At 69.3% G+C, this 19,087-nt stretch carries 14 protein-coding genes; 12 read left to right on the top strand and 2 right to left on the bottom strand.

Features of this window, described 5'->3' with window-relative positions; all coding sequences use genetic code 11:
- Positions 1–44: 44 nt before the first annotated feature.
- The gene (locus tag AC0665_RS09340) at positions 45–3,599 is read right to left on the bottom strand and encodes a ThuA domain-containing protein (RefSeq protein WP_478704730.1); all 3,555 of its coding nucleotides are present in this window, start codon (positions 3,597–3,599) and stop codon (positions 45–47) included.
- 616 nt (positions 3,600–4,215) lie between these two features.
- Here AC0665_RS09340 and AC0665_RS09345 point away from each other — a divergent pair.
- From AC0665_RS09345 to AC0665_RS09370, 6 genes are all read left to right on the top strand, one after another.
- Positions 4,216–5,727 carry a sugar ABC transporter ATP-binding protein gene (locus AC0665_RS09345; protein ID WP_478704731.1) on the top strand — a complete coding sequence of 504 codons (1,512 nt, stop codon included), beginning with the start codon at positions 4,216–4,218 and terminating at the stop codon, positions 5,725–5,727.
- Entirely contained in the window at positions 5,724–6,695 is a 972-nt protein-coding gene (locus AC0665_RS09350) for an ABC transporter permease (protein WP_478704732.1), read from the top strand. The genes AC0665_RS09345 and AC0665_RS09350 overlap by 4 nt, the downstream gene beginning before the upstream one ends.
- 1 nt (position 6,696) lies before the next feature.
- Entirely contained in the window at positions 6,697–7,668 is a 972-nt protein-coding gene (locus tag AC0665_RS09355; protein ID WP_362054488.1) for an ABC transporter permease, read from the top strand.
- A 22-nt stretch (positions 7,669–7,690) separates the two neighbouring features.
- Complete coding sequence (locus tag AC0665_RS09360; RefSeq protein WP_478704733.1) at positions 7,691–8,863, top strand: substrate-binding domain-containing protein; 1,173 nt, start codon at positions 7,691–7,693, stop codon at positions 8,861–8,863.
- Positions 8,864–8,867: 4 nt separating this feature from the next.
- Complete coding sequence (locus AC0665_RS09365; RefSeq protein WP_478609554.1) at positions 8,868–9,746, top strand: sugar phosphate isomerase/epimerase family protein; 879 nt, start codon at positions 8,868–8,870, stop codon at positions 9,744–9,746.
- Positions 9,747–10,071: 325 nt separating this feature from the next.
- Positions 10,072–12,372, top strand: coding sequence for an RICIN domain-containing protein (locus AC0665_RS09370; protein WP_478705025.1), 2,301 nt, complete (start codon positions 10,072–10,074; stop codon positions 12,370–12,372).
- Positions 12,373–12,415: 43 nt separating this feature from the next.
- Here the strand turns inward: AC0665_RS09370 and AC0665_RS09375 are convergent, their stop codons facing one another.
- Positions 12,416–13,186 carry a FadR/GntR family transcriptional regulator gene (locus AC0665_RS09375; protein WP_478704734.1) on the bottom strand — a complete coding sequence of 257 codons (771 nt, stop codon included), beginning with the start codon at positions 13,184–13,186 and terminating at the stop codon, positions 12,416–12,418.
- Between the two features lie 158 nt (positions 13,187–13,344).
- Here AC0665_RS09375 and AC0665_RS09380 point away from each other — a divergent pair, with 158 nt between their 5' ends.
- From AC0665_RS09380 to AC0665_RS09405, 6 genes are read left to right on the top strand one after another with little or no spacing between them, the layout of a single operon-like run.
- Positions 13,345–14,616, top strand: coding sequence for an ABC transporter substrate-binding protein (locus tag AC0665_RS09380; protein WP_478704735.1), 1,272 nt, complete (start codon positions 13,345–13,347; stop codon positions 14,614–14,616).
- Between the two features lie 4 nt (positions 14,617–14,620).
- Complete coding sequence (locus tag AC0665_RS09385) at positions 14,621–15,607, top strand: carbohydrate ABC transporter permease (protein ID WP_478704736.1); 987 nt, start codon at positions 14,621–14,623, stop codon at positions 15,605–15,607.
- Complete coding sequence (locus tag AC0665_RS09390) at positions 15,607–16,434, top strand: carbohydrate ABC transporter permease (RefSeq protein ID WP_478609549.1); 828 nt, start codon at positions 15,607–15,609, stop codon at positions 16,432–16,434. Before AC0665_RS09385 ends, AC0665_RS09390 begins: the two co-directional genes overlap by 1 nt.
- A gap of 3 nt (positions 16,435–16,437) precedes the next feature.
- Positions 16,438–17,640 carry a mandelate racemase/muconate lactonizing enzyme family protein gene (locus tag AC0665_RS09395; RefSeq protein ID WP_478704737.1) on the top strand — a complete coding sequence of 401 codons (1,203 nt, stop codon included), beginning with the start codon at positions 16,438–16,440 and terminating at the stop codon, positions 17,638–17,640.
- Positions 17,637–17,954 (top strand): hypothetical protein, encoded by a 318-nt coding sequence (locus AC0665_RS09400; RefSeq protein WP_478704738.1) that lies wholly within the window; start codon positions 17,637–17,639, stop codon positions 17,952–17,954. Before AC0665_RS09395 ends, AC0665_RS09400 begins: the two co-directional genes overlap by 4 nt.
- Positions 17,951–19,039: an RNA polymerase sigma factor gene (locus tag AC0665_RS09405; RefSeq protein ID WP_478704739.1), complete on the top strand. Its 1,089-nt coding sequence runs from the start codon at positions 17,951–17,953 to the stop codon at positions 19,037–19,039. Before AC0665_RS09400 ends, AC0665_RS09405 begins: the two co-directional genes overlap by 4 nt.
- The last annotated feature ends 48 nt before the right edge of the window (positions 19,040–19,087 follow it).

Consider the following 19,087-nt stretch of genomic DNA (forward strand, 5'->3'; position numbering starts at 1 on the left):
AGGGATGCCCGGCGCGCGACCGCGCCGGGCATCCACCGGACGGGCTATACGGCGGTGAACCGCCACTGCTGGTTGGTGCCGCTGTGGCAGCTCCATTGCAGGAGCCGTGCGCCGTCGGCCGTCGAGCCGCCGTTGACGTCGACGCACAGTCCACTGGGGACGCTCTTCATCGTGTACACGCCCGCCGTGGTCGACGGGGTGACGAGGAACTTCTGCGGGTTGCCGTTGTTGCAGGTGGACTGCTGAAGGAACGCGCCCTGGGTGGTGGACCCGCCCGTGACGGCGAGGCACTTGTCGCTGTGCGCCGCCTTCAGATGGACGGCGCCGCCACCGGCGTCGACGGCCTGCCACTTCTGGTTGTTGCCGCCGGTGGCGGGCCACTGGACGATCTGGGCGCCGTCAGCGGTCGAGGCGTCGCCGACATCCATGAATTTTCCGCTGTGCTGCGCCGCGACCGTCCAGGTCCGGCCGGCGACGCCGCCACCGCCGCCGCTGCCCGGTTCGCCGACCCCGTTGCCGCCGAAGGTGAGCGAGTCGAGGTCGAACCAGTTGTTCGAGGTGCCCTTGAACACCAGGTAGAGCGGGTGCGAGCCGGAGAGATCGGCGGTGTTCACCGCCGGTGTGGACTGGTAGGTGTTCCAGCCGCCGGTGCCGGGCACCGGTGTCGTGGCCAGGAGCGTGCCGGTCGGGGAGTCGGCGCGCAGTTCGATCGATCCGCCGCCGCTCGGCGACGACAGGCGGTAGCGCACGCTCGAGACGCCCGACAGGCTCATCGGTTTGAACGCGATCCAGTCGCCGTCGGAGATGTCGCCGACCCGTTTGCCGCTCTCCGCGCCGGCCTGCTCGACGATCTGCACACCCGACTGGTCCGTGTAGAACTCGGCCTGCTTGTGCTTGGGCTGGAGGATCGCCTGGGCGTAGCCGGTGAGCGGGTTCGCACCGCCGGGGCCGCCGTCGTCGGTGTAGCGGGCGTTGAGGACGTAGTACAGGTTGGCGCCGTCGGGGTGCCCGCCCAGCAGCGACGTGTCGATGGTGCCCGAGCACCCCGGATGGTCCGTGGTCTCGTGCTGGTGGTCGTCGTGGCCGAGGGCGGGGTTGACGAACACCTTGGCGCAGTCGACGGGCGCGCCGCCGGGGTCCGAGACGGACACCTTGTACGGGACGCGGTCGCCGAAGTCCAGCATCCCGCCGTTGGTCGGAATCGTGAGGGTGACGGTCGGTGCGCTGTTGCCCACGGTGATCGGCACGTTGGCGAAGGCCGTCCTGCCGGTGTTGTCGGTGACCTTGAGCTGGGCGGTGTAGTTGCCGTTGGCGGTGTAGGTGTGGGACGGGTTGGCCGCCGTGGACGTGGTGCCGTCACCGAACGTCCAGTGATAGGTGAGCGTGCTGCCGGGATCGGGGTCCGTGGACCCCGCGCTGCTGAACTGCACGTTCAGTGGCGCGTCCCCGTTGGTGGGCGTTCCGGTGGCCTTGGCGATCGGCGACCGTCCGCCGTGGTTGTAGTCGATGCGGTAGAGACCCGAGTCGTTGTTGCCACCGGAGAAGTTGTTGCCCCATTCGAGCAGGTACAGCGAGCCGTCGGGCCCGAACTCCATGTCCATGGGCTTGAGGAACTTGGCGCCGGGCAGGAAGGGGTTGGTCCGGGTGACCGCGGTCGCGGAGTCGAAGTGGACCTCCTTGACGGTGTGGCGCGACCATTCGTAGAAGAAGTGGACCCCGTCGTAGTAGGGCGGGAACTTCGTCTCGGACGGGTTCGCGGCGTCGTAGCGGTAGACCGGTCCGCCCATCGGTCCCGAGCCGCCGGAGCCGAGTTCGGGGAAGTTCGGTGAGACGCCGTAGCCGTACCACATGTTCGGCGCGACGATCGGCTTGAGGCTGGTCAGGCCGGTGTTGTTCGGCGAGTTGTTGACCGGCGCGTTGCAGTTGAACTTGGCGCCGACGGCGCCGGTGCTCGGGTTGTAGGGCGCGTAGGCCTGGTTGTCGCCGTGGCAGAACGGCCAGCCGTAGTTGCCCGGTGTCTTGATGACATTGAGCTCGACGAGCCCTTCGGGGCCCCGGTTGGTGGTCGGCGGGTTCCGGTCCGGGCCGTAGTCGGCGAGGTAGACCCACCCGTTCTCCGGGTCGATCGAGAAGCGGAACGGGTTGCGGAAGCCCATCGCGTAGATCTCCGGCCGGGTCTGCGCCGTGCCCTGCGGGTAGAGGTTGCCGGCCGGGACGGTGTAGCCGCCGTCGGCCGACGGCCGGATGCGCAGGAGCTTGCCCCGCAGGTCGTTGGTGTTGCCGGCGGTGCGGGCGGCGTCGAGGTTGGCCTTGCCCTGCCGCCAGTCCAGCGGGGCGTAGCCCTGCCAGTTGGGGTCGAGGTTCGGTGGGACGTCGTCCCCGGTGCCGATGTAGAGGTTCTTGTCGGGGCCGAACTCGATGTAGCCGCCCGTGTGGCCGGGTTCGGCGAACGTGCGGTCCCGGGTCGCGGGGATGTCGATGATCGTCACCTGGCTCGACATGTTCAGGGTGTCGCCGGTGAGCGTGAACCGTGAGACCCGGTTGATGTCGTTCGGGACTCCGGCCGGGGAGTGGTACAGGTACACGTAACCGTTCTTGGCGAAGTCGGGGTCGAGCGCCAGTCCGGTGAGGCCGTCCTCACCGCCCGTGTAGACGCTGAGCGTGGCGGCCGTCACGGTCTTGTTCGTGGTCGGTTTGAAGATCTTCAGCTGCCCGCCCCGCTGGACGTACAGCACCCGCCCGTCCGGGGCGACCGCGAGGGCCATCGGGTCCGCGGTGTTGTCGTCGAGGGCGCGCTTCTCGAAGTTGCTCCACACGGTGCCACCGCAGTCGCCGGGCTCGTTGCCGGCGGCCCACTTGACGCCCCCGAGGACGTGGTTGCGGAAATGGGTCTCGCTGTAGGCCGCGCTGGTGTGCCCCATGGCGGTGGCCCACACGCGGCCGCCGCCGGTGGAGCGGCACCAGGAGATGGGGTGGTCCGGCCCCATGGCGCGGGAGCCCGGGTTGTACGTGCGCTCGTCCGCGGTGACCAGGACGTGGACGTCACCGCGGGGGTTGCGGTCGAAGTTGTACCACTCCTCGCTGCGGTTCCAGCGGTCCGGCAGGCCGGCCGTCGACGGGTGCTTCTTGTCCGCGACGACGGCGGTGCCGGACAGCACGCCGGGGGAGTGCTCCGGCATGTGCGCGCCGCCGTTGATGGTCTGGTCCCACCACGGGTACTCGTTCTCGACGCCCATGTCCGTGGCGTTGTGGATCGCGACGATGCCCTTGCCGCTGGCGAGGTAGCCCTCCACCGCCTGGCGTTGGGCCGCCGTGGTCCACACCATTCCCGAGGTCTGGAACATGATGAGCACGTCGAAGGTGGCGAGGTTCGCCGGGGTGAAAACGCTCGAGTCCTCGCTGTGGACCAACTCGAAATTGTTGGCCGCCGCCTGCTCCCGGAACATCGCGAGGCCGGCAGGGATCGAATCGTGCCGGTAGCCGGTCGTCTTCGTGAAGACCAGGGCTCGGAAGGCCGGCGCCGCTGACGCCGGTGGCGCGATGACGAGCGACAGGAGCACGCTCGCGATCGCCCCCAGGACAAATATGATGCGACGCATGCCGTCTCCTATTTCGGCGGAGCAACGATGGCATGACCACGGGCATACGCCGGCCGCACCTCCGATGCGCCGGAGTGCCTGAGCGCGTCGTAGGCACGCGTGTGCCGTCAGCTCGTCATCCCGTCCGCCGTGACGGGCAGTCAAGTCCCTACGGAAGAGAGGGGGGCGTCACACCAGATGCGACCGTCTCCCGTGATCTGCCGGACAGCATGCAGCGGCCTATCGCAACAGTCAATATGCTTCGGGTGCGGCCGATTCCATAACACATTTTGCGCATGAATCATCGCCGGTTCGGCGCGCGACTGTCGTCGGATCGATGCCATAACACATTTTGCGCATCAGTCGTCGCGGCTGGGCGTGCGACCGTGGGAGGACCGATTCGATAACACATTTTGCGTATCAACCGCCGCCGGCCAATCGCCGTCCCGCATTGAGCAGTTCGCACGGCGAATGGGCCACCGAGATGTCCGGTGCTATTGCCAGGCGCTCATCGAGGCATTTACCCTCGGGTCCGCGATGTCGCCATCGCGTGCAAAGAAAGTTCGCGGCTATTCGACGATAGCTCAGCTACCGGTGACTCAATCCTGCTGACGACGCGAATGTAGAGGGTCCCACGATGTCTGGCCTGCTGCCGTCGCCGCTGCTCGCTCTGCGAGGCATCGGCAAGTCGTTCCTCGGCGTGCGGGTCCTCGACGGCGTCGACCTCCAGGTCCGGCCGGGCGAGGTGCACGCGGTCGTCGGCGAGAACGGCGCCGGCAAGTCCACGCTCATGAAGGTGGTGTCCGGCGTCCACCAGCCCGACGAGGGAACGATCGAGTTCGCCGGCGCACCGCGGACGTTCCCCGGCCCGCGTGAGGCCCAACAGGCCGGTATCGGCATCGTCCACCAGGAGTTGACCCTGCTGCCCGAGCGTACGGTCGCGGAGAACGTCTGGCTGGGCCGCGAGCCCCTGCGCCGCGGGCTCGTCGACCGCAGGGCGATGCTCAGCCACACCACGGGGCTCCTCACCTCGATCGGGGAGGGCTCGTTACCGCCCGACACGCGCGTGGGACGACTCGGCGTGGCGCAGCAACAGGTGGTCGAGATCGTCAAGGCGCTCGCCCTCGACGCGAGGCTGCTCATCATGGACGAGCCCACCGCGGCTCTCGCCGACCACGAAGTCGGCCAGCTCTACGCGCTCGTACGGCGGTTGCAGGAGCACGGGATAGCCGTGCTGTACGTCTCGCACCGCCTCAAGGAGGTCTTCGACCTGTCCAGCCGGATCACGGTGCTCAAGGACGGCCGGGCGGTGGCAACCCTGGACACCGCGGACACCAGCGCCGATCAGCTGGTGCGCCACATGGTCGGCCGCGAGCTGTCGAGCTACTACCCCGGCCCGGCGCAGCCGCAGGAGCTGGGCCCGGTGCGGCTGAGTGTCCGGGGCGGAGGCAACCGGAAGCTGCGCGGCATCGACCTGCGGGTGCGCGCCGGCGAGGTGCTCGGTGTCGGCGGCCTGCAGGGTTCCGGCCGGTCGGCGCTGGCCCGCGCCCTGTTCGGTGCCGCACCGTTCAGCACCGGCCAGGTGACCGTCGACGGAGCGCCGGTCCGGCTGCGCTCGCCCCGCGCCGCGATACGGGCCGGTATCGCCTACGTCTCCGAGGACCGCAAGGGCGAGGGGATCGTCGCCGGGCAATCGGTGCTCGACAACGCGCTGCTGGCCGCCCGCGCCGTCCGCCCGGGCCGGCTCGGCCGCGGTGCGCGGACCGCGCGGGTCCGGGAGCTGCTCACGGCCGTCGATCTTCGCGCCGCGGGGGAGGAGCAGGAGATCCGTTTCCTGTCCGGGGGCAACCAGCAGAAGGTCGTGCTGGCCAGGTGGCTCGCGCTCGCCCCGGGGATCCTGCTCTTCGACGAGCCGACCCGGGGCATCGACGTGGGCGCCAAGTCGGCGATCCACGATCTCGTCCGCCGGCTGGCCCGCGACGGTGCCGCCGTGCTGATGGTCTCGTCCGAGCTGCCCGAGCTGCTCGGCATGAGCGACCGGATCATCGTCATGCGCGACGGCCGGATCGCCGGCGAGCTGCCCGCCGGCGCGACGGAGGAGGATGTCGTCGCCCTGGCGGTCGGCACCGCGCGGGAGGCGGCCGGATGAGCGGCGCGCTGTCCCTGCCCGCCCGGCGGACCCCGCCCGGCGTGTTCGTCGCCCTGGTCCTCACCCTGGCGGTCGGCTGGCTCATCGTCAGGATCGACGGCGGCCGGCTGTTCAGCGTGCCGACGACGGTGAGCCTGCTGCACGTCGCCGCCGGTCTGGGCCTCGTCGCGGTCGGCCAGACGCTGGTCGTCGTCGGGGGCTCGCTGGACCTGTCCGTGGCGTACGTGGTCAGCCTGAGCACCCTCGTCGCCGCCGAGACCATGGCCGGTGACGACAGTGCCATGCTGCCCGCGATCGGCCTGGCGCTCGCCGTCAGCGCCGCGATCGGCCTCGTCAACGGTCTGCTCGTCACCGCAGCGCGGATCAACCCCTTCATCGCGACCGTCGGCGTCGGACTGCTGCTGAAGGGATACCTCGACAACGGATACGACGGCCCGGCCGGCAAGACCGCGCCCGCCCTCGTGCAGGGCCTGGGGTACCAGCGCATCGGCCCGGTGCCGCTGTCGTTCCTGCTGCTGCTCGCCGTCGCCGCCGCGGCCTGGTTCGTGCTGGCGCGCACCCGCTTCGGCCACCACCTGATCGCCGTGGGCGGTGACCCGGAGGTCGCCCGGCTCTCCGGCGTGCGGGGCAGCCGGGTCCTCGTCACCGCCCATGTGCTGTGCGCCCTGTGCGCCGGCCTCGCCGGGGTCTACCTCGCCGGTCGGCTCGGCGCCGGCGCACCGAGAGTGGGCACCGAGGGACTGTACGACCTGGAGTCGATCGCCGCGGTGGTGCTCGGCGGCACCGCCCTGGCCGGCGGGCGCGGCAGCGTTGCCGGCACGGTCGGCGGCGTGCTGCTGCTCGCGAGCATCGACGCCGTCTTCAACCAACTCGAGGTCGACGCGTTCTTCAAGCAGGTGATCCGTGGCGTGATCATCATCGCGGCGGTCGCCGTCTACGCCCGCCGGGCGATGCGAAAGGCGTCCTAGCATGCGGATCGCGCGCCCACTGCGGCTCCTTGAGTTCCGCTCCGGCGGTCTCGCACCGATCGTCGTGATCCTGGCGGTGTTGCTGGTGCTGCTGACCGCCCGCCAACCGGACTTCCTCTCGCCGCCGTCGCTGATGTCGTTCCTCGGCCGCTGCGCGCCGGTCGTCCTGCTCGCCGCCGGCCAGTACTTCGTGATCGTCTCCGGCGAGTTGGACCTGTCCGTCGGCTCTCTGGTCACCGCGCAGGTGGTCATCGCCGCCCGGCTGATCGACGGTGATCCGTCGGCCGGCTGGCCTGTCGTCGTGCTCCTGTTCGCGTTCGGCATCGCCGTCGGCCTCGTCAACGGCCTCGTCACCACGCGGCTGCGGGTGCCGTCGTTCATCACGACCCTCGGGATGTTCCTGATCCTCGTCGGTGCCGTGTACCTGTGGTCCGACGGTGCCCCCAAGGGCGGCCTGTCCGAGGAGTTCCGCCGGCTCGGCCGGTCGGCGTTCGAGGACGTGCCCGCGCTGGGCCGGATACCGTACGCCCTGGTCGTCCTGGTGGCGGCGGCCGCTGCGGCGTTGGTGCTGACGCGGTCGGACTTCGGCCGCACCCTGGTCGCCGTCGGCGGCAACCCGCGCACCGCCGAGCTGAGCGGCGTGCGCGTGTGGCGCGCCAAGACCATGGCGTTCGTCCTCAGCGGACTCGCCGCCACACTCGCGGCGGTCCTGATCGGCGGGTACAGCGGAGTGTCGTTCCAGGCCGGTGCCGGCCTGGAGTTCGGCGCGATCACCGCGGCGGTCCTCGGCGGTGTCGCTCTGGGCGGGGGCCGCGGTTCGGTCGTCGGCGCGATGCTGGGCGCGCTGACCCTCGAGACGCTCTTCACGCTCATGAACTTCTACGGCGTCTCCGGCGCCCTCGAACCGACCGTCCAGGGCGCGATCATTCTGCTCGCCGTGGCGGCGGCGTCCTTCCGTCTCCCGTCCAGATGAAGGGGATCCAGTGAGGCATTCCATGACGGTGCTGGCCGTGAGCGCCTTACTGGTGCTGGCCGGCTGCTCCACCGACGAGCCCACCACCGGCGCATCGGGTTCGCCCTCCGCGGGCACCGGGGCGGGCACAGGGAAGCAGTCGAAGTTCTTCGTGCGGGCCGACTACGACAAGCAGCTCGCGCTCCTGGACGCCGCGCCCACCGGGCCGCCCGGCAAGCCCTGGGAGCAGGCGCTCAACCCGGCGATGGTGGAGACCGCGAAGTTCAAGAAGCCCGGACCGTACAAGATCTGCTTCTCCAACGCCGGGCTGAACAACCCCTGGCGCCAGGTCGGTTTCAAGACCATGCAGGCCGAGGTCGACACGCACCGCGGCCGGATCTCCGAGTTCGTCCACGTCGATGCCGAAGGCAAGGACCAGAAGCAGATCGCCGACATCAACGACCTGCTCGGCAAGGGCTGCCACGCGCTCATCGTCTCGCCGAACACCACGGCGACGCTCACCCCGGCCGTGGAGGCCGCCTGCCGGAAGGGCCTGCCGGTCATCGTCTTCGACCGCGGCGTCGACACGAGCTGCCCGGTGACGTTCATCAACCCGATCGGCGGCTACGGATTCGGCCACGTCGCGGCGGAGTTCGTCACCGAGAGGATGAAGCGCGGCGGCAAGGTGCTCGCGCTGCGCATCCTGCCCGGCGTCGACGTGCTGGAGACCCGTTGGTCCGCGGCGAAGGTCGCCTTCGACAAGGCGGGCGTCGACGTCGTCGGCGTCGAGTTCACCGACGGCGACCCGGCCAGGACGAAAAAGATCGTCAACGACTACCTCCAGCGGTACGGCACGATCGACGGCGTCTGGATGGACGCCGGGGCCGTCGCGGGCGCGGCGGTCGAGGCGTTCGAGGACGCCGGCAAGCCCGTGCCGCCGATCAACGGCGAGGACCAGCTCGACTTCCTGAAGCTGTGGAAGGACAAGAAGCTCACGGCGATCGCCCCGACCTACCCGACCTACCAGTGGCGCACCCCGATCATCGCGGCGCTGAAGATCCTCGGCGGCGAGCGGGTGCCGAACCCGTGGAAGCTGCCCCAGCCGACCATCACCCAGGACAACCTGGACGAGTACGTCGACCCCGGCATGCCGCCGCTGCACTACGCGATGTGCGGCTGCACGGACCTTCCCGGTTATCCGCGGCGCTGGAAGTAGTCCGGTGTACACCATCGGTGTCAACCCGTGGGTCTGGGCCTCGCCGGTCGACGACGACGCCCTGGCGGAGCTGGTGCCGCGGATCGCCGCGTTCGGTTTCGACGCGGTCGAGCTGCCGATCGAGCGACCCGGCGACTGGGACCCGGCCCGCACCCGGGACCTGCTGGCGGCCTACGGTCTGCGCGCGGTCGGCGTCTGTGCGGTCACCTCGCCCGGACGTGACCTCGCGAACGCCCCGCCGGAGGTCGTCGCCTCCACCGTGGCGTACCTGAAAACGTGTGTGGACAGTGCGGTGGCCGTCGGCGCGCCCTGCGTCGGCGGCCCGGTCTACGCCGCGGTGGGGCGGACCTGGCGCATGTCACCGGGGGAGCGCGCGGCCTGTTACGCGGACGTGCGCCGCGCCCTGCGGCCGGTGGCCGACTACGCGGGGGAGCGGGGCGTGAGCATCGGCGTGGAGGCCCTCAACCGCTATGAGACGAGCGTCGTCAACACGGTCGAGCAGGCGGTGGAGCTGATCGACGGCCTGCCCGCGAACGTCGGCCTCATGATCGACACCTATCACATGAACATCGAGGAGGCCGACCCCTACGGGGCGCTCGTCACGGCTGGTCCCCATCTCAAGCACGTCCAGGTCAGCGGCACCGACCGCGGCACTCCGGGCGCCGACCACTTCGACTGGCCACGCTTCCTCGCCGGTCTGGCCACGACCGGCTACGGCGGCGCGGTGTGCATCGAGTCGTTCACCGCGCAGAACGAGGCCATCGCCACCGCGGCCTCGATCTGGCGGCCGCTCGCCCCGTCGCAGAACGCCCTTGCCCGTGACGGGCTGTCCTATCTCCGGACCGTCCTCCAGGGGCTGGAAAACGCTCCCTCGACCGGTTGACAGGGGTGGCTTTGGTTTCCGAACGACGTCATACGTCATACGCATCGGCCGACGGGAAACCGCACCACGGTCCGACCGGCCCGTGCACCGACCGCCGTACGACTCGCCGACCGTACGGCGATCGGCGCCGAGCCGGGCGCAACGCCCACGCCCGAACATCGTGCCCCCTCTGCGAGCCCTCGTCCCCGCACGCCGAGCAGCCCGGACGTGCCGTCCTCCCCTTCCGTCCTGGAACCCACAAGGAGAAAACGTGTTCACGACCCCCACGATACGAATGCGGCTTCTCGCCGTAGCCGCGACGGCCGGTTTGACCGCGACCGCCGTGATGGCCTTCCCCGCGCCCGCATCCGCAGCCCCCCTCACGTTGCACGTCTCACCGTCCGGCACCGGTACCGACTGTTCCAGCGCGCAGCCGTGCTCACTGACAGCCGCGCAGGCGGCGGTGCGGTCGCTCAACGACACCATGTCGGACGACATCGTGGTGCAGTTGGCCGACGGTGTGTACCGGCTGGACCGACCCTTGCGGCTGACGGCGGAGGACTCCGGCTCGGGCGGCCACACGGTCGTGTGGCGGGCCGCCCCGTCGGCGCGTCCGGTGATCACCGGTGCCCGGGCGGTCACCGGCTGGTCGGTGGCCGACGCGGCCAAGAACATCTGGAAGGCCGACGTGCCAACCGGTCTCGACACCCGGCAGCTCTATGTCGACGGCGCCGTCGCCACCCGGGCACGCACGCAGGTGAACAGGGCCGATTTCACGGCCACCAGCGCCGGAATGAGGTTTTCGGGCGGTGCGCTGAGCTATCTGAACAACCTGGCCGACCAGAGCCGGATCGAGGTGGAGAGCGTCAACTCCTTCACCGACCGGTACTCGCCGGTGCAGAGCATCAGCGGGAACTTCATCACGATGCAGCAGCCGGCGTGGAACAACAACAACTTCGGCTACGACACCCTCATGCGGCCGCACCGGGCCGGTCCGTTCTACCTGTCCAACGCGCATGAGTTCCTGGACTCGCCCGGCGAGTGGTACCTCAACCCCAGGGCCGGAGCCCTGTACTACAAACCCCAGGCCGGGCAGAACATGAGCAACGTCAGCGTGGAACTGCCGACGCTGCAGTCGCTGGTGAACCTCGGGGGCACGTACGGCGAGCCGGCGCACCACATCACGTTCAGCGGGATCACCTTCACCGGTACGAGCTGGCTGGGCCCCAGCAGCAACCAGGGTTACGCGGACCAGCAGACCGGCGCGTACCTCTCCGGCGACTGGAGCTGGCCGGGCTTCGACTCCTGCCACAACGGCTGCACGCAGTTCGAGGCCGCCCGGCCCCACTGGCGGCAGATGCCGGCCGCCGTGCAGATCTCCGCCGCCAACACCATCACCTTCAGCGACTCCCGGTTCGTCAACCTGGGCCAGACGGCCATCGGTATCGGCAACGACGCGGGCGCGCACGCCAGCGGCGTCGGCCTGGGGGCCCGCGACATCACGGTGACCCGGTCGGAGATCACCCGGAGCTCAGCCGGTGGCATCCTCGTGGGCGGCGTGCGCGCCGACGCCCACCACCCCAGCGACCAGCGCATGGTCAACAGGGACATCACGATCAGCAACAACCGCATCCATGACCTCGGGGCGGACTACCGGGGCATCGTCTCTGTCCTGACCACGTACGTCACCAACAGCACCGTCGCCCAGAACGAGGTCTACAACATGCCGTACTCCGGCATGTCGATCGGGTACGGCTGGGGCGCCAACGACGCTGGCGGCAGCAACCACTATGCCAACCGCGGCCTGTACAACTACCAGCCGCGCTACACGACGCCGACCACCGCGTCCAACAACCGGCTCATCGGCAACTACATCCACGATGTAATGCAGCAGATGAACGACGGTGGCTGCATCTACACGCTCGGATGGAACCCGAGTGCGCTGATCAGCCGGAACCACTGCCTGCGGACCAACGGATACTTCGGGGTGTACTTCGACGAGGGCTCGAAGTACTACACGGCCACCAACAATGTCTTCTCGAACACCGGTACGTGGGCGACGGCCAACTACTGGGGTGGCGAGAACATGGGGAACTGGACCGTCACCAACAACTGGTCGACCAACGGCAGCACGAACATCACCAACGGGGACCGAGGCAACGTGGTCTCCGGCAATGTCACGGTCGCCAACGGCAACTGGCCTTCCGGCGCCCAGGACGTGATGGCGTCCGCCGGACCGCAGGGCACCACCCCGCCGCCCACGGGTCAGCAGATCGTGGGCGCGCAGTCCGGCCGCTGCCTGACCGTCCCCGGCTCCGCCACCACCAACGGCACCCAGACCCAACTCTCGGACTGCACCGGCGCGGCCGGCCAGACCTGGACCCACACCACCGGCAAGCAACTGACCGTCTCCGGCGGCAAGTGCCTGGACGCCAGCGGACGCGGCACCACCAACGGCACGCCGGTCGTCATCTGGGACTGCAACGGCCAGAACAACCAGCAGTGGAACGTCAACACCGACGGCACCATCACCGGCGTCCAGTCCGGACTGTGCCTCGACGCCAACGCCGGCGGCACCGCCAACGGCACCAAAATCACCCTCTGGTCCTGCAACGGCGGCACCAACCAGCAGTGGGCACTGCGATAGCGGAACGCCGGCGGCGTCGAGCTGCCGGACCCGTCAGTCGCCTCTAACGCCGCAGCCGGGTCGGCTCGCCAGGCCCGCTGCGGCGCACCACCCACGCCTCGGTGATGTGGGTGAACATCGCCTCGGCCGCACCCTTGGGGTCGTGAGCGGCTATCCGCTCGTAGACGCGCCGATGGCCCTGGTTGGACGTGATGCAGAAGACGCGGCCGGTTCGGCCCATGTAACGGGCGGAGTTGATGACCTGGCGCTCCAGCGAACGGACCACGGCACGGCCGATGCGGTTCCCCGACGCCTGCATGACGGTGTCGTGGAACGCCCGGTCCACCTCTTGGTACGAAGCGGGGTCGTCGACGAGCTCATCCATCCGCTCCACCAGACTGCGTAGCTGGTCGATCACCTCGGCGTTCGCCAGGCGGGCGGCGACGTTGGCCATATCGGACTCCAGCACGCGGCGGGTCGCGACGAGGTGATCGAGGATGGCCAGGCTCTCGTCCTCGGCGATGGTCGCGCCGAGGACCAGCTCGTCGAGCATGTTCCACATCGCCGGCGGGGTGACCATCGTGCCGGCGCCCTGGCGGACCTGCACCAGCCCCTTCTCCTGAAGTATCTTCACCGCCTCGCGTACCACGGTGCGGCTGACCGAGAAGGTCTCGCAGAGCACGGGCTCGGAGGGCAGCGGCGAACCGGACGGATGGACTCCACGGACGATCCGCTCCACCAGCTCAGCCGTGACCGCGGCGGCGAGGTTCGCCGGGCGCCGGCTCCAGGCGGGGGCCTCGGAGGCCTCTGCGGATGACTGCGGTACTGCCGTCATGACACCCCCCGGGGCCAGTGCCCTACCACGGATGTGCGCCAACTATAGGGCATCCGGTTGACGTCATACGTCATACGAGTTACATAAGTCATACGAGTTGCGTTCCTTCTCAACCTCAACTGCCGGACAGCCGGCCACCTCAGGAGAGTGGGGCAGCAATGAAGCAGCGAACACTGTGGTCGGCGACCCTGGTTGCCGGGCTCGTTCTCTTAGCCGGCTGCGGAAGCGCCTCCGACCCGGACTCGGCTTCCGGTGGTTCGAAGGGCAAGCTCGTCGTCTGGGACTGGAAGTCGGGCGACGCCACAGCGTCCTCCTACGTCAAAAAGGCCAAGGCCGACTTCGCCAAGCGGCATCCCGGCGTTTCGGTCGAGTTCGTCGCGCAGCCGTTCGAGCAGTACTACACCCTGCTCGGGGCCGCCATCCAAGCCGGCAAGGGGCCGGACGTCATGCTCTTCAACGGCGGCGGGCAGATCCGTGACCGCGCGGACTCCCTTCTGCCGCTGGACGAGTACGTCCGTGACGACAAGAAGCGGCTGGCCGGGTGGGAGGCCTTTACCAAGGACAGCAAGACCTATGCCGCTCCGGTGACCTTGCAAGGACACCCGATCTACTACAACAAGTCGCTCTACCGGAAGGCAGGGCTGGACCCAAAGCAGCCGGCCACCAGCTGGAACGAGTTCGTCGCCGACTGCCGGACCATCACCAAGGCGACCGGTGCCAGGTGCTTCGCGCAGGGCAACAAGGAAGGCGTCGGTATCCAGTTCTTCCTGTCCGGGCTCGGCTCGGGCGTCCTGTCGCCCACGGAGTACGACGACTGGATCGCCGGCGAGCGCAACTGGTCCTCGCCGGCGGTCAAGCGGATCTTCTCGCTCTGGAAAGAGGTCAACGACAAAGGCCTGAACAACGACGGGGCGAACTCGACGGCGATGTTCAACGACGCGTTCGCGGTCTTCCAGTCCAACAAGGCCGCCCACGTCATCGGGTTGATGTCGGACGTCGGGCACTGGAAGGACTTCGCCGAATTCCTCGACGCCGGCGATGTCGGCGTCATGAAGTCGCCGGTCGTCACGCTCGGCGCCACGCCGAGCCTTCCCTACGACGGCGGCATCGGCTACGCCGTCGCGAAGCGGACCAAGGCCCCCGAGGTCGCCGCCGACCTGGTGCGCTCCCTGACCTCGACCGACGCACTGAAGTCGTTCTACGCCGACGCGGGTGCCATCGCGGCCGACCGCACCGTGGACGTCTCGAGCGGTGGCCCGGCCGTCGCCACCATCGTCTCCGAGATCGACCGTGGCAAGCCCGCCCTGCACGTGGCCCTGTCGTCCAAGACCGTGGACCTGCTGGGGCGGCTGTCCCAGCAACTGCTGAGCGGATCGGTCACGGTCGACGCGGCGGTCAAGCAGCTGGCGGCGTCCGACCAGGCGGGCTGAGGCCATGTCACCCATGGGTTCGTCGGTCCGCACCGGTCAAGCACGAGCACGGCGGAACGACGGGGCGCGCGCAGGTGAGGCGGTGGATGGCCGCGGCCCTGCGCCGAAATCTCCGCGCGTCCGGGGCGGCCGTCGCGCCGAACGTCTCGCCCCCTACGTCCTGGTCGCCCCCGCTGTCCTGATCATCGTGGTGCTCCGGCTCTGGCCCCTGGGATTGGGTGTCAACTTCTCCTTCACCGGTGACGGTGAACGCAACGGCGCCACGGTGGGGCTCGACAACTACGCGGAGCTCCTCGGCGACCCGCTGTTCCGCACCGCGCTGCGCAACGTCGGACTGCTGGTGCTGCTGCTGCCGGTCGCGGTCGCGATCCCGGGGCTGCTCGCCACCTTCCTCTACCTGCGGGTGCCAGGACACCCCTTCTTCCGGAGCGTCTACTTCTTCCCGGCTGTGCTCTCACCGGTGATCGTCGGCGCGATCTTCAACCTGCTCCTGGCGTTCGACGGTCCGCTGAACGCCGTGCTCGGCAGCTTGGGGGCCGGCCCGGTGGACTGGCTCGGTGACCCCGACGTGGCCATCTTCGCCGTCGTCGGTGTGCACATCTGGGCGACGTCAGGGATGGCGCTGGTGGTGTTCCTGGCCGGGTTCGCGACCCTGGACCCCGCACTTCTGGACGCCGCCCGGGTCGACGGCGCCTCGCTCGCGCGAATGATCTGGCACGTGATCCTCCCGGGTCTCTCCCGCACCATCCAGTTCGTCGTCGTCACCACGATGGTCGGGATGCTGACCTCGATGTTCGGGCTGCTCTACGTCATGACCAGTGGCGGCCCGGAAGGATCGACCTACCTGCCCGAGTACTACATCTGGGTCCAGCAGGGGCAGATGAGCCGCCCGGCGCTCGCGTCGGCCGCGTCCACAGTCCTCTTCCTCATCATGCTGGTCGTGGGCCTGCTGCAGGTCAGCGTGCTGCGCCGGGCGGGGAGGGAGGACTGATGTCTCGTCCGGGACCGAGCAGATGGCTGGTCACCGTGCCGATGGCGCTCCTCGCCCTGGCGACGATCTACCCGCTGCTGTTCACCGCCAACGTCGCGATGAAGTCCCGCCGGGAGTACATCCTCGACCGGTTCTCCCTGGCAAGCACGCTCCGGTGGGACAACCTCAGCACCGCGTGGAACAGCGTCGGCATGGGGCGGTACTTCCTCAACTCCGTGATCGTGGTGGCCTGCGCAGTGGCGCTGTTACTGCTCATCGGGTCCATGGCCGGGTTCGCGCTGGCCCAGGTGCGGTTCCGTGGCTCGTCCGCGCTGTATCTGGTCTGCCTCGCGGCGCTGTTCATCCCGTTCCAGGTGATCATGGTGCCGCTGGCCAGGATCATGGCCGGCGGCGGTCTCATCGACACCTATCCGGGGCTGATCCTCGCCTACGTGGCGCAGTTCCTGCCGTTCACCGTCTTCTTGATGACGAGCTACTACCGAGCGGTGCCCCCCGAGCTCGTCGACGCCGCACGGATCGACGGGAACACCCTGTACGGCGTCTACCGGCGCATCATGCTGCCGATGGGCGCTCCGGCCCTGCTGTCGGTGGGCATCCTCGACGCGCTGTTCTGCTGGAACGACGTGCTCATCTCGCTGCTGATGATGCCGTCGGCCGACCATCGCACCCTGATGGTGGGCATCACCTCACTGCGCGGCCAGTACTCCGCCGACATTCCCACCTTCGCAGCCGGTGTCCTGATCGCCGGGCTACCCGTGTTGGTGACCTACCTGTTCCTGCAGCGCCAGATCGCTGACGGCGTGACGGCCGGCGCGACGAAGGGCTGACGCATGCGCATCACCGGGTACAGGACCCTGACGACGGTTCAGCGATGGGGCCGGCCTGTCGGTGACGCCAACGGCGTGTACGTCGACGGCGTCGTGCCCGTGCCGGTCGTCGTCGTCGAGACCGATGAGGGGATCACCGGAGTCGGCCTGGGACCGCACGTGGAAGCCGAGGTGATCTTCGCCGCCATCGACGGCCAGGACCCGCGCGCGGTGACCGCCCTCTACGACCGCATGCTGCGGCACACCTTCAAAGCCGGGCATGCCGGCGTGGTGTTCGGCACGATCGGGGCGTTCGACACGGCGTTGTGGGACATCAAGGCACAGGCCGCGGGTGAGCCGCTGTGGCGGTTGCTCGGCGGCAACGACCGCATGGTCCACGCCTACGCCTCCGGCTTGGACATCGGCCTCACCGACGACGAACTCGTCGCCACCTACCAGACCTACGCCGAACACGGGCTGAGGGCGGCGAAGCTCAAGGGAGGCCTGGACATCGAGCGTGACCGGCACCGGCTGTCGCTAGTACGCGAGGTATTGACCGAGGCCGCGCACGGGACCCGGCCAGGGCTCATGCTGGACGCGAACGAGTCCTGGAGCCGCAAGCAGGCGGTACGCCACGTCGGTGAGCTGGAACGCACACTCGACCTGACCTGGATCGAGGAGCCGGTCCGGCGCTGGGACGCCGACGGCCTGGCCGCTGTCAGCCGTGGCGTACGGACGGCGGTCGCCAGTGGGGAGAACCTCACCGGCCTCGAGCAGTTCCGCCCGCTGATCGCGGCGGGAGGCGTCGACATCGTCCAGACGGCCGCCGTCTGGGGAGTCACCCACTTCCTGCGTGTCGCCGCGCTGGCGCACGCCTACGACCTGCCGGTCAGCCCGATCGGCAACACGCCTGCCGCGCTGCTGCACGCCGCGACATCGGTGCCCAACCACCTCGTCAGCGAACTGCAGGACCTGCGGCCGCCGATCGGCGTCGCGATGGACCTGCACGTCGAGGACGGCGCCTTCGTGCTCGGCGACACGCCGGGCCTGGGCATCCGGATTGACGAAACGGTGATGACCGCGGCCCGTCAGCGAACGGCACACGCACCCGACGGACCGCACATACGGCCGGAGCAGGCCGGCCGGCGGCTGCTCGCCGTCACCCCCGGACCATGCCGATCCACCGCGGAAGGGACGTTCGACACCATGGAGAGGGAGGATCGATGAAGGCGGTTGTCCACCGCGGGGCCCGCACCCTCGAGACCGAGTGCCGGGTCGCCGAGGCGCCGGCCCCGGCGAAGGGGCGGGGCGGGCGCGGCGTCACCGGCAACGCCATCGCATCGGGCTGCGACGCCGCCGGGCATACCGGGGCATTACGCGCGGACCCCCAGCGCAACCAGGCGATCCTTGGCCGGATCCCGGCCGGTGGCCGGAGACTCGCCGACGATCCGGCCGGGGCCACGGTGTTGCCTGCCTCCCCGGCGCCGGGACATGTCGACGGCATCGCTCCTGCCTTCGATGGCGGAGGGCCGGGGCGATGATGGACCGCCCAGCGTTACCGGCCGACCGCGCACGAGTCGATCGTGCCCGCGAACCCGAGGGCGCCGACGAGCGCGGCACCTGGCGCCGCCTTGCCCGGGACAACGTGTATGGACTCGTGACGCGAGCCGGCCGAGCCGACGAGACGAGCTTGGTCGTCGCCGCACAGGCCGGTGATGCACGAGCGCTCGACGACCTGGCCGCGACGTACCTGCCGCTGGTGTACGCGATCGTGCGCAGGGCACTGGGTGAGCTTGCGGACGTCGACGACGTGGTGCAGGAGACGATGCTCCGGGCACTTCCCGAGCTGCGCACGCTGCGCGCCCCGGAGTGCTTCCGGCCCTGGCTGGCCACGATCGCGACACGACAGATCAGCACCCATCTGCACCGGCGGCAGGCGGACGCCGAACGGACGGCCTCCCTCGACGAGATGACCGACCCGCCGGACGCCGACGCCGAGAACCTTGCCCTGATCCACGTCGAGCTGTCCGGTCATCGCCGAAAGACCGTACGCGCCAGTCGATGGCTCGGTCCGGATGCCCGGGCCCTGCTGTCGCTGTGGTGGCTGGAGACCGCGGGCCGGCTGACGAGGTCGGAGCTCGCGGCGGCGCTGGGAACGAGCGTGGCTCACGCGGGCGTGCGCGTTCAGAGGATGCGCAACCAGCTGGAGGCGAGCCGGTCACTCGTCGCCGCGCTGGAGGCCAGTCCCCGGTGCCCGCGGCTGGCCGCCGCGCTGGGGGGCTGGGACGGCGTACCGAGCACGCTGTGGCGTAAGCGCATCACCAGGCACACGCGATCCTGTACGGACTGCGGCCGGGCCGCCGGCGATCTGGTGCCCCTTGAGCGGCTGATCGTCGCCCTGACGCTGCTCCCCGTCCCTCTGGCGCGGTCGGACACGGTGCTCGACAAACCCGCGCTCGCCGGGGCGACCGAGAATTCCGTCGTGGTGGGAGCCGAGTCGGCCGAGAGCGGCTCGGCGCATTCGGCACTACGGCGACTGCGACTCTTCAAGCCGGCCGCCGATAACGAAAACTTCCGCGATTTACACGCGTCCGTCACTCCAATTGGATGCATGAAAAGGTTATGAAAGGGGTGCCGTGAATAGTCCCGCTTCTCCGGTTAGTTGCACGAGAGC

It is taken from the genome of Streptomyces sp. NPDC043685 (genome assembly GCF_056436585.1).